Raw genomic sequence first — 13,159 nt, 5'->3', positions numbered from 1 at the left:
CACCACAGATCGGGACGGTCACTTCTGGATACCCTCGTCGGTGACGATTTTCGTCGCCTTGTTTTGCTCCTTGCGTCCGCCTTCCATCACGATGCGCGTCTCCCGTTCGGCTGTCTCGACGGCCTCGGTATCCTCGCCGTGGATGCGCGTCATCCGCTCCAGTTGCGTCTGGGCTTCGGCAACGTTGCCCTTGCCGAGTTCGGTCTTGATAACGGTCTGTCGGTGGTCCACGTCGACCTGTTCGTTGTGCTCGGCCAGTTTCGCCTCGTCGTCGGTGTAGTCGACGGTGATTGATTCCCGCGTCGTCTCGCCGCCGGCGTGCAGCGTGACATCCGCCAGGGACACGGCGTCCTGCGGGTCATTGGCCGGGGCGTGTATCTTCAGCACGACCCGCTGGGTCTCCCGCTCAAGCAGGTCGGGCAGCGGCACGACGGCCGTGTTGTCCTCCCAGTCAGGGTTCACGGACTGGGTCTGTGGGAGCGAGCGGTACACCTCACTCACCTCGACGCCGTCGGACACGTCAAGTTCGAGACGGGCGTCAGGAGCGACAACGGTCCCGGCCTCCTCGACTGCGTCGCCGAAGAACGACTCGATGTCACCGGCGGCGTCCAGATGTGTCCACTCGCCGCGGGCAACGGTTCCGAGCGTCCGGATCGTCTCCTCGCGGTAGTCGCTCCCGATGCCGGCCGCCTTGATCCTGATACCTTCGGTGTCGATTTCGCGTGCTAGCGTCCCGAACGCTTCCGGGTCGTGGGAGTTGTCCTTCCCGTCGGAGAGAAGCAAGACTCGCCGGGCCGTGTTATCGTCGGTCGGTAGATCCTGCAGGGATGCCTTCGCTTCCAGCAGGCCGCTGTACATATCAGTGCCCCCGCCAGCGGAGATGTCAGCGACCGCGTCCACTGCCGTGTCGCGCGAAATCGTCCCCCACCGCGTCGGCGCAAGTACCGTCGTGACCTCGTTGTCGAAGGCGATGATCGAGATGTAATCCTCCTCGTCGAGCAGCCCAAACACCCACTCCGCACCCGCGCGCGCCTGCTCGATGTCGTTACCGGCCATCGACCCACTGGCGTCGATACAGAGGGCAATCTGTCGCGTGGGTGGTTCCTCCAGCTGACCGGGCTCAACTTCGATTTCAGCAGTCAGTTTCGCCCCGCCCGTCGGCACGTAGGGTCGGTTGACCTCGCTCACGACAGTAGCGGTCATACTGGTAGATGGGTCGTACGGAGTAATTATATGTTTCCCTCAAATCGAGGGAAAAAAAGTTCCAACCGCTACCTTGGACGGTAGCCTGTTGCTACTATCTATCCCCCAGTAGTAGGTACTATCTACGCGACCTGTTGCGCCGTCTCGACTCGGCTCCCGACCCAGAGAAGGGTTCCGAGCAGTGCCACGACAGTGAGGGGAAGGAGCCACTGGAACAGCGAGAGGAGCCCAGCGCTTGCCTGCACGCCGACAACGAGCAGGATAGTGGGCCCACAGCAGGCGAACCCGGAGAGCAGTCCCGGTAGTCCCGACACAGCCCCTGCGCCCGGGCCGAGACGGCAGGCCGATGGGCCGCGCCACACGACGACGGAGACGGCGAGGTTGAGTCCGACCAGCGCTGCCAGAACTGCCCCGAGAAGCATATTCAGCGGCGCGACGAGCAGTTCGACTGGGCCGACGATCACTAATGCAATCGGTTCCCACTGAAACGGGCCGACCTGTCGGAACGCACGGGTAAGCGGGTTACTGACGACAGACACCTCGTATCCGGATGGGCCGAAACCGAGATGTCTGAGACCAGCGAGATACAGCAGGAAGTACGCCAGTCCGGACACACCCAGAGACACCCGTCCGTCACGGCGGCTGAGTGCCCCGCTGACCGCAACCACAGTGTTCCGAAACAGGCGCTGGGTGCTGGCAACCACACCTACCCCGTCGGTCGGGCTGTCAGTTGACATACCCACTCTCCGGATAGAAGCCGGCCCAGGCGAACCACATCGCGTCGAAAGACAGCGTGCGGTCCAGCGGAAGGGAATCGGCGTCATGTGCCGTCCCGTCGATCATGTAGCCGTCGTCCGACGCCGCAACTGACATCGGTTCTGGGTTCGCGTACACGTAGCCGGTTGCGAGGTCGGTATCGGCGACCGCGACGTGCGGCGTGTCGTCGATACGGCCGGTCAGCACGCGCTGATCCAGCAGTGTTTCCTTGTCGAATGCGAGTGCCCCGGTTTCCGTCCGGGTTCCGATGACTACGGCTTTTGGGTGAGCACGACTGTCGCTCTGCAAGGGCTCAAACAGCGTTCGCGTACTCGAATAGTAGCCGCGGTTCTCGTTGTACTGGCCGTACGGGTCAACGCCATAGCGCCGCGAGAACCCCGTGTCTTCGGTGAGGATGCGCGTCTCCGGATAGACGCCGGACCAGTGGCTCCACGTTGTCCAGGTGACCCGGAACTCACGCAGCGACTCGCCAGTTAGTGGGCCTGTAATTGCCGTCGCGAGCATCTGTGGCCACCAGCTATCGGTGCCCCGGTCGTACATCGTCAAATTCGAGTTTACCAGCCGTCCGGACACGCCGAACTCTACCGGGCCACGCTCGAACCCCTGTGCGGTGCCCGTCAGCGGACAGTACGTCACAGCGACGGCGTCGCCGGCAATGGTGTCGTTCACGATCTCGTGATGGACGAGTATGTACTGGGGATAGGCTTTCGCCTCGCCGTCGCGGACCACGCCGAATACTGGGTCGTCCGGAGCTAATCCGTCCGGGGGCGTATCCGCAAACGTCGGGTCGTCGATGGCTGGAATCCCATCTTTTGGAACACCACCGCTGACGATATTCTCTTCGAGTGTCCCAGTCTCGTAATCCAGATGCAGGTGGCTATCAGTTGTGGGCGGTTCTGGTCTGTCGTTCCGATCGGTTACCGTCGATGCCGCGCTGGTTCCAGTACTGGAGTCGGGTTCCGAGCCCGCTCCAGCAGTAGCACCGTCATCCCCAACACAGCCTGCGCCGCCGAGCGTCACACCGGCCCCAACTGTGGCGAGAAACCGTCGGCGGGAAATCCTCATGCTATGTGTGATATTCCCAACCACTAAACCTCGCGGTGAGGGGCCGGTAACTCCCTGTTGGGCCACTCATCGAGAGGTTTTTCGGTGAACGTGCCAGCGGTCGGACCGCCTAATTGACGAGGCCAGCGGTCAGCGACGAGACGTACGCCAGTTCGTCCTCGTTCACGCCGTGGCCCATCCCCTCGTAGATGCGTTCCTCCACGTCCCCGTTCAGTTGCTCGAAGACCGAGGCCGTGACGTGAACGCGCTCTTCGGGAATGTGCGGGTCGACGTCGCTACAGCCCAGGAACACCGGCGTCTCCTCGATGTCGCCCTCGTACTCGCTTTCGTCGATGGTCTCGCCGATGAGGCCGCCACTGAGAGCCACGAGCCCGCCGTAGCGCTGTGGGTTACGGGCGACGAACTCGCTGGCGAGACAGGCCCCCTGGGAGAAGCCCAGAACAAGCACGTGGTCGGTTGGAATCCCGGCTTCCTCGGCCTCCGTGACGGCGTCCTCGATAGTCTGCAGTCCCGATGTCCGCCCGGGTTCGTTCTGCTCGACCGGCGAAAGGAAGGAGTTCGGATACCAGGTGTTCCGCGCGGCCTGTGGGGCGAGCAGAGCCAGGCCGTCCTGCTGGAACTCTGCCCCCATCTGGACGATGCTCCGGGCAGTCGCACCCCGTCCATGGACCAGCACTGCCGCCGCACTCGCCTCCGGCAGCGCGGTTCCCGCGGTCACGAGCTGCTGGCCCTGATGGGGGCCGCTCATCGCTCTCCTTCCGGTCGTCGGCTGCGACCTGTCACGCCCGCGCAGTCGGTTTCTCCTACAGTTCGCCCGGCCACCGTAGTCAGCCACCGTGTCGTGTGCATACTCCAGATAGCGCGTGAAGACACTTGAGTTGGCACTTCGGTCAATCGGTCGAAATGTCCCGTATTCAGGTTCGCAGGCGGAGTTCGATGTCGTCGCCGTCGTGCACTGTGAGACCGGCATCGGTTTCCGCGACAGCATAGTCGGACTGACGGAGGCGCTTCTCTGCCGCCTCAAGAGTCGCTTCGTCGGGGAGTCGAATCTCAAACCACGCCAGTCCCTGCCCGGTGTGGGGCCTGGACCGCTGCTGCCAGACGTTGGCCCCGATGTGGTGGTGGTAGTCACCAGCCGCCAGGAACACCGCGCCGTCGTACGTGGCCCTGACGCGCAGTCCGAGTGCGTTGGCGTAGAACGACCGGGCTGTCTCCACTGACGAAACCTCCAGATGTGCGTGTCCAATATCGGACCTGGCGGGCATCGACTGTTCGCCGGTCGCAGCAGCCGCGACTGACTGCGTATCGAGGGGCTCTGTCACCATTTCGACGTGCCCCGACGGTGCCTCACTCCACGATGCCCGCGGAAAGTCCCGATAGATCTCGACGCCGTTCCCGTCCGGGTCCGACAGGTACAGCGCCTCGCTGACACCGTGGTCCGATGCGCCGTCGAGTGTCCACTCCGAGTTGATACGCTGGAATGCGTCACCCAGCGCCGCTTGCGATGGAACGCGAAACGCGACGTGATACAGCCCGGTCCCGGCAGAACCTCTCGCTGGTGCGTCTGGCCGATGGTTCAGGATCAGCAGTTCCTGTCCACCCGCACCGAGTATCGTCCAGTCGTCGTCTGAGTGTAGGACGTGGAGGCCGACAACATCACGGTAGAAATCGACAGTAGGTGGTAAGTCAGCAACGGTCAGGGCCACCCGGCCGATCTCGGTTTCTGATGGGAGAGTTGCCTGGTCCATATCGATAGCAGGCATAGACAGCCCATAATTCTGGGTGCCAGCCGTAGACACCCGCAACGAGTTTGAGTCGGCAGTGTTCGAGTCGGTGCAGTCCGTCATCGAGGGATAGTGCGTTGCTAGCACGCGACAGTGTCTTTAGAGAATAGTAAAATTTAGTGTAAAAATCTCAGAATATACTCCGTGCCAGGAATTATTCATGAACTATTACGTATTACTAGCAGGGCCGTGTGTTAACCTTCATCAGAGTAGTACTATAACCTTCGAGTTGTTACCTTGGGTTGACTATGAAAAAGCAGGAGCTCATCCACCTTCACGGCCTGCTTGCACAGGTACAGAACCACTACGAAGCCGAATCCGGGACAGAAGTGGACCACGACGAATACGAGGAACTGGGTGTCAAGCCGACATCGATTCACAAGTCGAAAACAGACCACAAGGCCGCTGTCTTTGCGATTGCTGACGGTATTGCCTCCGAAATGGCTGACGAAACCAAAGAGCCTGTTTCTGCCGCCGCGGACTAACGGTTCTCCGTAGTTTCTACGCAGTTCTCCCGACCAGCACTGCAATTAGTGACCGTATAACCGCTGTCAGACATATATCAGAGTTGCAATACGTCGAGAGTGCAGCACAGAGATTTCCCTGCCGCTCGGTGGCTGTGCTTACTCGTCGATTAATTCCTCGAACTCGGGTAACACGTCGTCCGATTTGTCCTCTGACTGGTCCGCTGGCAGGTCGTCGGTCTCGGTTGCCGACTCTTCGGACGAGGACTCGTCTTCTGCCGTCTCGTCTGACTCCTCTGGAATCTCTTCGATTTCGAGCACGTCGAGCGGGATGTTTTCGAGCCGTTGCCCGATCTCCTTGCGGGCGATCCGGGCGGCGTGTTCGTCCCGTTCGACGTTGAAGACGGTCATCTCCAGTTCGAGTGCGACGAGACTCTCATCTGCCGCGAGAAAAGCCGGTTCCAGTGTCTCGCCGCAGTGCGGGCAGTGCCGGTCGCCCATATTGATCTCGACGTAGTTGAGGTCGGGGTTCAGCATTTCCCCCGTCTTCGAGATGGCGATGCGAACTGCCTCGTCCGCAGATGCCACATCATACACTGGGACTGCGGCCTCAACAACAACTCGGCAATTCATGCCAGTATGTTTGTTTCCCAATATAATGAAGGTTAGCCCTGAACCAGTGTGTACCACACGCGACGGATATCGAGAGCCAGAGAGGCGGAGCGCCCAATCGAGCGGGACACACACGAGCACTCCAAAACGTCACGACGACAAAACCAGTGACAGGTAAGACAACTGCGGTTCCTGAACTGCTGGTACACGTGCAACGCCAGTGTGAGCGGAACTCGTAACGCCATTACCTCCGGGTCCGTACACACAGACAATGGAACAGGGCGTCATCGACGTCGGGTCGCTGGCAGGCGGTATCGATTTGCAGGCAACTGTCGAGAGCGGGCAATCCTACCTCTGGGACCGCGATGACGGCGAAATGTACCAGCGCGATGGGGCAACTGGTGGGGACGCATGGTACTGGACAACAGTCCGCCGCGATGGGTCACCGGAGGTCATCCGCGTCCGACAGCGAGATGCGATGCTCGAATGGGAATCGACAGTCGACGCCGAAACCGACCTCAGGCGACTCCTTCGGCTTGAAGACGATCTCTTCGCGATTCGGGAGACGGCACCGGACGACGACGTGGTCCAGTCAGCCTACGATCGGTTCTGGGGGATGCGACTGGTTCAGGACCCTCCGTTTGGGTCCCTCATCTCGTTCATCTGCTCGGCACAGATGCGTGTCGCCCGAATACACAGTATGCAGCAGGCACTCCGTGATGCGTTCGGCGAAACAGTCGAGTTCGACGGGCGGACGTACAACGCCTATCCGACGCCGTCGGCACTGGCCGAAACAACAGAGGAACGACTCCGGGACCTCGGGCTGGGCTATCGCGCGCCGTACGTCCAGCGCACTGCGGAGATGGTCGCAGGCGGCGAGGCCGACCCCGAGGAAGCCGTTGGCCTCGACTACGAGGAGGCCAGAGAATCGCTCACCCGCTTCGTCGGCGTCGGCGACAAGGTCGCAGATTGCGTGTTGCTATTCTCGCTTGACTACCTCGAAGCGGTCCCGCTAGACACCTGGATCCGAACGACAATCGAGGAGTACTATCCGGAATGCGAGCGAGGGAACTACGCCGATACGTCGCGGGCTATCCGGGCAGCACTGGGTGGTGAGTACGCCGGCTACACGCAGACGTATCTGTTCCATTACCTCCGAACGGGCAGCAACGAGGACTGACACGCGTGGCGGAAGGCGACAGTATAACGGAGTCCGCCAGCAAACCCTCGGATATGGCTCGCACGCGAGCACACGTGTTCGTCTCCGGTCGTGTTCAGGGCGTCTATTACAGAGCGACCACGCGGGAGCGCGCACAGGACCAGGGAGTCGACGGGTGGGTCCGCAATCTCGACGACGGCCGCGTCGAAGCGGTGTTCGAAGGCCCTGAAGCCGACGTTGAGGCGATGATCGAGTTCTGCCACGAGGGGAGCGAACGCGCGAACGTGACCGACGTCGAAATCGAGGACGAGGACCCGGAGGGTGTCGACGGCTTCGAGGTCCGCTGGTAGGCCGCCGTCCCGTAGAGTTACTTCACTGGCGAGCGAACCCGCGGCTATGCTCACCGGCTCCGAAATAGGTGTCGTCGATGAGAACGCCGCTGCGCTCGGCGTCCCGCGCAAGCAGTTGATGGAGTCGTCCGGACACGCCGTCGCACAGGCGGTCCGTACCATCGCTGACCCCGGCGACCAGGTCACTATCGTCGCCGGACGGGGAAACAACGGCGGGGACGCGCTCGTCGCCGCCCGCTTTCTCGACGACTACGACCTCCGCGTCCTCCTGTTGGGCCGTCCGGGCGCTATTTCGACGACAATCGCCAGGGAGAACTGGGATGCGCTCCAGCACGCAGAGTATCCGGCAGAGACGGTCACGGATTCCGCAGCGCTGGACCTCGGAACACCCGACATCGTTGTCGACGCGATGCTGGGCACGGGTATCGACGGCGATCTCCGGGAACCAGCGGCAACAGCCGCTCAAGCGATGAACGAGAGCGGCGCGACCGTCCTCTCTGTGGATGTCCCGTCCGGCCTCGACGCCGAAACGGGGCGGCTGGCCGAGAACGCCGTCGACGCCGATCACGTCGTCACGTTTCACGACACCAAGCCCGGCCTGCCGGACCTCGACGTACCAGTCACAGTCGCTGACATCGGCATCCCCGACGCAGCGGAGTTGTTCATCGAGCGGGGCGACCTCACCCGGCTCGAACGTGACCCCGCGAGCCACAAGGGCGACAACGGCGAAGTGCTGGTCGTCGGCGGCGGTCCGTACACCGGTGCGCCGGCGCTTTCCGCACAGGCTGCACTCAGAGGCGGGGCCGACCTCGTTCGAGTCGCCTGCCCCGCTGTCGTCGCTCGCGAGATCCAGTCCTACAGCGAGAACCTCATCCTCAGACCCTTCGACGGGGATCACCTCGCGCCGCCGCACGTCGACCGCCTCGCCGAACTGGCGGCAGACCACGACACCCTGATTGTCGGACCGGGGCTCGGGGATGCCGACGCGACGCTAGAAGCGGTTGGGGACCTGCTGTCCGGGTTCGAGGGAACGGCCGTTGTCGACGCCGACGCCCTGTCAGTGGTCCCGGACATCGAAACGGACGCAGAACTCGTCTGTACGCCCCACCAGGGCGAACTGCTCGGTATGGGTGGTGAGACCGCCGAAGACTGGCGAGAACGAGCGGACCTCGTAGAATCCTTCGCATCGGAGGTCGGCCAGACGCTGCTGGTCAAAGGCCCGTACGACATCGTCTCCGACGGCGAGCAGACCCGCGTCGGCCGGACGGGCAATCCGGGGATGACGGTCGGCGGAACCGGTGACGTGCTCGCAGGTGTGACGGGCGCACTCGCCTCCGTGCAGGACCCACTTGATGCGGCCGCTATTGCCGCCTACACTGTCGGCAGCGTCGGCGACCGTGTCGTCGACGACCGCGGCTACGGGCTGGTCGCGACGGACCTGCTAGACGAGATACCGAGCGTCCTGTGGCAGCGAGAAGCAGAACCGTAGGCCGTAGTCAGGCCGACGCACCGACCAAGTCCCCCGCTTTCGCCCGGGACTGCTCGATGATGGCCGGCCGCGCTTCGAACTCGATGACCACCTGGTCGCCGTAATCGACGGTCTCGACGCTGGCGTGATCGTGAATCCACGAGACGAGGCTCATCGTATCGTCGGTCATCGGAAGCACGAGCCGCTCTCGTTCGTAGTCCGGCAGTTCGTGATCAATGCGGTCCGCCAGGTCGTCGATGTTGAGCCCCTGTTTGGCGCTGACGGCGACGGGGTTCGGGGCCAGCGACGAGAGTGCGTCTTTCTTGCGACGGACCTCCTCGTCGTCGACCATATCCGTCTTGTTGAGGACCGTGACGATCGGGGCCTCGTTGCGCTCGTACAGCGTGTCGTGGCTCGTCACCAACTTCTCGCGGATCTCCTCGACTGACTCCGAAATATCGACGACGAGCAAGACGAGGTCGGCGTGGTACACCGACCCCAGCGTGGACTTGAACGACTCGACGAGCCAGTGCGGGAGGTCCTGAATGAACCCCACCGTATCGGTGACAAGCACCTCGCGCTTCCCGACTTCGGCGCGGCGAGTAGTCGTTCCGAGCGTCGTGAACAGGCGGTCCTCGCTCTCGGCCGTAGTGTCGAGGTCGGGGTGGAGATCGTCGTTCTCGTCCACGTCGAGGTCATCAGCGAGGCGGCGCAGGAGTGTTGATTTTCCAGCGTTGGTGTAGCCGGCGAGGGCAACGAGGTCGAAGCCGGACTCCCGGCGCTGTTCCCGACGGTGTCGCTCGGTCTCCTCGATGGATTCCAGCTCGTCCCGGATGTTGGCGATCTGCTTTTTGATGTCCTCTTCGCGGGACTCGTCGTACTCGCCGAGGCCCATGAACCCCGGGCGCTCGTCGCGTTTGGCTAGGCTCGCCTTGGCCTCGGCACGCGGGAGTTCATAGCGTAGCTCCGCGAGTTCGACCTGCAGCTGGGCCTTTCGAGTCTGGGCTCGCTGGCCGAAGATTTCGAGGATGAGCCGGAAACGGTCGATGACGCGCACTCGTTCGGGGAGTTCGTTCCCGATGTTGTACGTCTGGTACGGGCCGAGCTGGTTGTCGAAGATGACGACAGCAGCCTCTTCACGGGCGACCGCGTTGCTCAGTCGCGTTACCTTCCCCTCGCCGAGGTGGTACGCTGGGTCCTCCGTTCTGGTCTGTGTCACTTCGCCGACGACATCGTACCCGGCCGCCCGGGCAAGGTCCCGGATCTCTTCGGTGTCGGCGGTGCCACTGTCGACGCGCTTCGCGATGACCGCTCGTTCGGTGGTGTGTGTCGCCGTCACTCGTTGTGAAGATACGGCGTCCGATTATTTAACCCCCCGGGCGGCTCGCAGTAACGGCCAGTGCGCCGGCGGAAAGCGGTAAAATGGCAGATACTGAAGCGCAGCGGCGGTCGATTGCTAACCTTTGCCCGTTCTGTCTCGCGATATCTGAGACAGCCACCACAGCGGTGGCGTTCGCTCCGGCTTATTCGAGGTCGAAGCGGTCGAGCTTCATGACCTTGCTCCACGTATCCACGAAGTCGTGGACGAGCTTCTCTTCCGCGTCGGCAGAGCCGTAGACTTCCGAGATGGCCCGGAGCCGGTCGTTCGAGCCGAAGATGAGGTCGATGCGTGTGGCTTCCCACTTGACCTCGCCGGTGTCGCGGTCGAGACCCTTATATCGGTGTTCCGAGTCCGCTGCCGGCTCCCACTCCGTGCCCATGTCGAGTAGGTTCACGAAGAAGTCGTTGGTCAGCGTCTCCGGCTCGTCGGTGAAGACGCCGAGGTCGGTGTCCTGATAGTTCGCACCGATCGACCGCATCCCACCGATCAGGGCTGTCAGTTCCGAGGCCGTCAGGTTCAGCAGGTCCGCGTTGTCGACCAGCACTTCCTCCGCCGGTCGCGTGATGTCGTCCTGAATGTAGTTCCGGACCCCGTCGACCTTCGGCTTGAGAGCGTCGAAGGAAGGGGCGTCGGTGTGTTCCGGTCCCGCATCGACGCGGCCGGGTTCGAACGGGATCTCGACGTCGTAGCCGGCGTTCGCTGCCGCCTGCTCGACGGCCGCGTTGCCGCCCAACACGATCAGGTCAGCAAGCGAGACCTGCGTCCCGTCGGAGCGCGAGTCGTTGAACTCCGTCTGGATGTTTTCGAGCGTCCCCAGAACCGTCTCCAGTTGCTCCGGCTCGTTGACTTCCCAGTTTTTCTGGGGTTCGAGTCGGAGACGAGCGCCATTGGCGCCGCCGCGCTTGTCGCTGTCGCGGTAGGTCGATGCCGACGCCCAGGCTGTCTTGACGAGCTGGGTGATGGAGAGATCCGAGTCGAGGATTTCTTCCTTGAGCTCGGCGATTTCGGCGTCCCCGATGAGGCTGTAGTCAGCGTCCGGGAGCGGGTCCTGCCAGATCATCTCCTCGTCAGGAACCTCCGGACCAAGGAACCGCTCGGGCGGCCCCATGTCGCGGTGGGTCAGCTTGTACCAGGCCTTTGCGAAGTTCATCCCGAACTCCATCGGGTTCTCCTGGAAGGTCTCCATGACCTCTCGGTAGTCCGGGTCTCGCTTCAGGGCGATGTCCGTCGTGAGCATCATCGGCGTCTGCGTCTCCGACGGGTCGTGTGCGTCCGGTACGCTGTTTTTCAGCTCCTCGCTTTTCGGTGCCCACTGCCACGCGCCGCCGGGACCCTTCTCCGGCTCCCACTCGTAATCGAGCAGGTTGTTGATGTAGCCCATGTCCCACTCGGTCGGCGACTGGGTCCACGGCCCTTCGATACCGCTCGTGATCATCTCGCCGCCCTTGCTGTTCCCGTTCTCGTTTTGCCAGCCGAGGCCCTGCTGCTCGATTGGGGCCGCTTCCGGCTCGGGACCGAGGTTCTCTTCGGGGTCGTCAGCGCCGTGGACTTTCCCGAACGTGTGCCCGCCGGCGATGAGTGCGGCCGTCTCCTTGTCGTTCATCGCCATCCGGTCGAACGTCTGCCGGATGTTCTTCGCCGACGCCTCGGGGTCCGGGTTACCGTCCGGTCCTTCCGGGTTCACGTAGATGAGACCCATCACGGAGGCACCGAGCCCCTCCTGTATCTCGCCCGGCTCGTCGAAGCGCTCCTGGGTCTCGAACTCGTCTTCCGGCCCCCAGTTGACAGCCTTATCTTCCTCGAAGGCGTCCTCGCGGCCGCCGGCGTAGCCGAACGTTTTGAATCCCATCGACTCGATGGCGACGTTCCCTGCGAGAATCATCAGGTCGGCCCAAGAGATCTTGCGGCCGTATTTCTGTTTGATCGGCAGGAGCAGCCGTCGCGCCTTGTCGAGGTTCGCGTTATCCGGCCAGCTGTTGATCGGTGCAAAACGCTGTCGCCCGCCCGCCGCGCCGCCGCGGCCGTCAGCGGTTCGGTACGTCCCGGCACTGTGCCAGGCCATCCGGATGAACAGCGGGCCGTAGTGGCCGTAGTCGGCCGGCCACCAGTCCTGCGAGGACGTCATCAGCTCTTCAAGATCCGACTTCACCGCTTCGAGGTCGAGTTTCTGGAACTCCTCCGCGTAATCAAAGTCATCCTCCATCGGGCCGACATCCCGGGTGTTCTGGTCGAGAATATCGAGGTTCAGCTTGCTTGGCCACCAGTCCTGGTTAGATTTCGGTCGCCGCGACCGTCCGCCTGAAGCGCCGCTCATATCGGAATTCGGTGTTTCTGCCATCTTAACAGTAAGTAAGATTCGTCGGCAGCATACAAATCTTTGGATATGAGTAAAGAAATAGCATCGTGTGAAAAATATCTCCCCGAATTCTTTGGGACACCCGGGTAGTAACGATGCCACATCTCTGTAGCAGAAGCTGTGTATAACAGTGAATGCGCCAGAGGGAGCACAAAGGATTTAAAAGCAGGCGGTCAGGTACGCGGTATGGGTGAGTTCGTACTCCAACTAGATGGGTTGGGCCTCCAGCAGATGGGCCTCGAATTCGGTGGCGGCGGCCTTATCGGCGGTATCATCGGGTTCGCCGCAAAGAAGGTCGCAAAGCTCATTGCCGTCATCGTCGGCATTGAGCTGGCGCTGTTCAAGTTCCTTGAGACACGCGGGATTCTCGAGGTGAACTGGAACGCGATAGGCGGGGCCGCACAGAACGCGACTGGCACCGCCGGGAACGCGGCGGCGACGCAACCGCCGTCTTGGGTCACGTCGCTGCTTTCGGCCCTGCCGGTCAGCGCTGGTTTCACGGCTGGCTTCCTCGTCGGATTCAAGAAGGGGTAACGCGAC

At 62.3% G+C, this 13,159-nt stretch carries 13 protein-coding genes; 5 read left to right on the top strand and 8 right to left on the bottom strand.

Going from position 1 to position 13,159, the window contains the following annotated elements; all coding sequences use genetic code 11:
- Positions 1 to 18: 18 nt before the first annotated feature.
- The 5 genes from AV059_RS14345 to AV059_RS14325 all read right to left on the bottom strand — a co-directional run bounded on the left by AV059_RS14345 (position 19) and on the right by AV059_RS14325 (position 4,793).
- Positions 19 to 1,203, bottom strand: a complete 1,185-nt coding sequence (locus AV059_RS14345; protein WP_058995457.1) for a VWA domain-containing protein — start codon at positions 1,201 to 1,203, stop codon at positions 19 to 21.
- A 122-nt stretch (positions 1,204 to 1,325) separates the two neighbouring features.
- Positions 1,326 to 1,940 (bottom strand): hypothetical protein, encoded by a 615-nt coding sequence (locus AV059_RS14340; RefSeq protein ID WP_058995456.1) that lies wholly within the window; start codon positions 1,938 to 1,940, stop codon positions 1,326 to 1,328.
- Positions 1,930 to 3,045, bottom strand: coding sequence for a DUF3179 domain-containing protein (locus tag AV059_RS14335; RefSeq protein WP_058995454.1), 1,116 nt, complete (start codon positions 3,043 to 3,045; stop codon positions 1,930 to 1,932). Before AV059_RS14335 ends, AV059_RS14340 begins: the two co-directional genes overlap by 11 nt.
- Positions 3,046 to 3,154: 109 nt before the next feature.
- Positions 3,155 to 3,793, bottom strand: coding sequence for an alpha/beta hydrolase (locus AV059_RS14330; RefSeq protein ID WP_058995451.1), 639 nt, complete (start codon positions 3,791 to 3,793; stop codon positions 3,155 to 3,157).
- 166 nt (positions 3,794 to 3,959) lie between these two features.
- Complete coding sequence (locus tag AV059_RS14325) at positions 3,960 to 4,793, bottom strand: VOC family protein (protein WP_058995450.1); 834 nt, start codon at positions 4,791 to 4,793, stop codon at positions 3,960 to 3,962.
- A 284-nt stretch (positions 4,794 to 5,077) separates the two neighbouring features.
- On the opposite strand from AV059_RS14325, the gene AV059_RS14320 reads away from it, so the two are divergent.
- The gene (locus AV059_RS14320) at positions 5,078 to 5,314 is read left to right on the top strand and encodes a UPF0058 family protein (RefSeq protein WP_004592453.1); all 237 of its coding nucleotides are present in this window, start codon (positions 5,078 to 5,080) and stop codon (positions 5,312 to 5,314) included.
- 138 nt (positions 5,315 to 5,452) lie between these two features.
- Here the strand turns inward: AV059_RS14320 and AV059_RS14315 are convergent, their stop codons facing one another.
- Positions 5,453 to 5,926, bottom strand: coding sequence for a DUF555 domain-containing protein (locus tag AV059_RS14315; protein WP_058995448.1), 474 nt, complete (start codon positions 5,924 to 5,926; stop codon positions 5,453 to 5,455).
- A 250-nt stretch (positions 5,927 to 6,176) separates the two neighbouring features.
- Between AV059_RS14315 and AV059_RS14310 the strand changes: the two genes are divergently transcribed.
- The 3 genes from AV059_RS14310 to AV059_RS14300 are packed head-to-tail and all read left to right on the top strand — an operon-like array spanning position 6,177 to position 8,903.
- Positions 6,177 to 7,085 (top strand): DNA-3-methyladenine glycosylase, encoded by a 909-nt coding sequence (locus tag AV059_RS14310; protein ID WP_058995446.1) that lies wholly within the window; start codon positions 6,177 to 6,179, stop codon positions 7,083 to 7,085.
- A 5-nt stretch (positions 7,086 to 7,090) separates the two neighbouring features.
- The gene (locus tag AV059_RS14305; RefSeq protein ID WP_079990772.1) at positions 7,091 to 7,414 is read left to right on the top strand and encodes an acylphosphatase; all 324 of its coding nucleotides are present in this window, start codon (positions 7,091 to 7,093) and stop codon (positions 7,412 to 7,414) included.
- Between the two features lie 46 nt (positions 7,415 to 7,460).
- Entirely contained in the window at positions 7,461 to 8,903 is a 1,443-nt protein-coding gene (locus AV059_RS14300) for a bifunctional ADP-dependent NAD(P)H-hydrate dehydratase/NAD(P)H-hydrate epimerase (RefSeq protein ID WP_058995441.1), read from the top strand.
- A 7-nt stretch (positions 8,904 to 8,910) separates the two neighbouring features.
- Here AV059_RS14300 and hflX read toward each other — a convergent pair whose 3' ends face one another.
- Both hflX and katG read right to left on the bottom strand, forming a co-directional pair.
- On the bottom strand, positions 8,911 to 10,221 hold the full coding sequence (hflX, locus tag AV059_RS14295) for a GTPase HflX (RefSeq protein ID WP_058995439.1): 1,311 nt from the start codon (positions 10,219 to 10,221) through the stop codon (positions 8,911 to 8,913).
- A 184-nt stretch (positions 10,222 to 10,405) separates the two neighbouring features.
- Positions 10,406 to 12,601, bottom strand: a complete 2,196-nt coding sequence (gene katG, locus AV059_RS14290; RefSeq protein ID WP_058995437.1) for a catalase/peroxidase HPI — start codon at positions 12,599 to 12,601, stop codon at positions 10,406 to 10,408.
- A gap of 204 nt (positions 12,602 to 12,805) precedes the next feature.
- Between katG and AV059_RS14285 the strand changes: the two genes are divergently transcribed.
- Positions 12,806 to 13,153, top strand: a complete 348-nt coding sequence (locus tag AV059_RS14285; RefSeq protein ID WP_004960824.1) for an FUN14 domain-containing protein — start codon at positions 12,806 to 12,808, stop codon at positions 13,151 to 13,153.
- Positions 13,154 to 13,159: the final 6 nt, after the last annotated feature.

Source organism: Haloarcula sp. CBA1127, from assembly GCF_001485575.1.
Classification (GTDB): Archaea; Halobacteriota; Halobacteria; order Halobacteriales; family Haloarculaceae; genus Haloarcula.
This window is presented reverse-complemented; position numbering and strand designations above follow the sequence as displayed.

Coding starts and splice junctions, on each gene's coding strand:
- AV059_RS14345 (WP_058995457.1), bottom strand. CDS start 1,203: ATGACCGCTACTGTCGTGAGCGAGGTCAACCGACCCTACGTGCCGACG.
- AV059_RS14340 (WP_058995456.1), bottom strand. CDS start 1,940: ATGTCAACTGACAGCCCGACCGACGGGGTAGGTGTGGTTGCCAGCACC.
- AV059_RS14335 (WP_058995454.1), bottom strand. CDS start 3,045: ATGAGGATTTCCCGCCGACGGTTTCTCGCCACAGTTGGGGCCGGTGTG.
- AV059_RS14330 (WP_058995451.1), bottom strand. CDS start 3,793: ATGAGCGGCCCCCATCAGGGCCAGCAGCTCGTGACCGCGGGAACCGCG.
- AV059_RS14325 (WP_058995450.1), bottom strand. CDS start 4,793: ATGGACCAGGCAACTCTCCCATCAGAAACCGAGATCGGCCGGGTGGCC.
- AV059_RS14320 (WP_004592453.1), top strand. CDS start 5,078: ATGAAAAAGCAGGAGCTCATCCACCTTCACGGCCTGCTTGCACAGGTA.
- AV059_RS14315 (WP_058995448.1), bottom strand. CDS start 5,926: ATGAATTGCCGAGTTGTTGTTGAGGCCGCAGTCCCAGTGTATGATGTG.
- AV059_RS14310 (WP_058995446.1), top strand. CDS start 6,177: ATGGAACAGGGCGTCATCGACGTCGGGTCGCTGGCAGGCGGTATCGAT.
- AV059_RS14300 (WP_058995441.1), top strand. CDS start 7,461: ATGCTCACCGGCTCCGAAATAGGTGTCGTCGATGAGAACGCCGCTGCG.
- katG (WP_058995437.1), bottom strand. CDS start 12,601: ATGGCAGAAACACCGAATTCCGATATGAGCGGCGCTTCAGGCGGACGG.
- AV059_RS14285 (WP_004960824.1), top strand. CDS start 12,806: ATGGGTGAGTTCGTACTCCAACTAGATGGGTTGGGCCTCCAGCAGATG.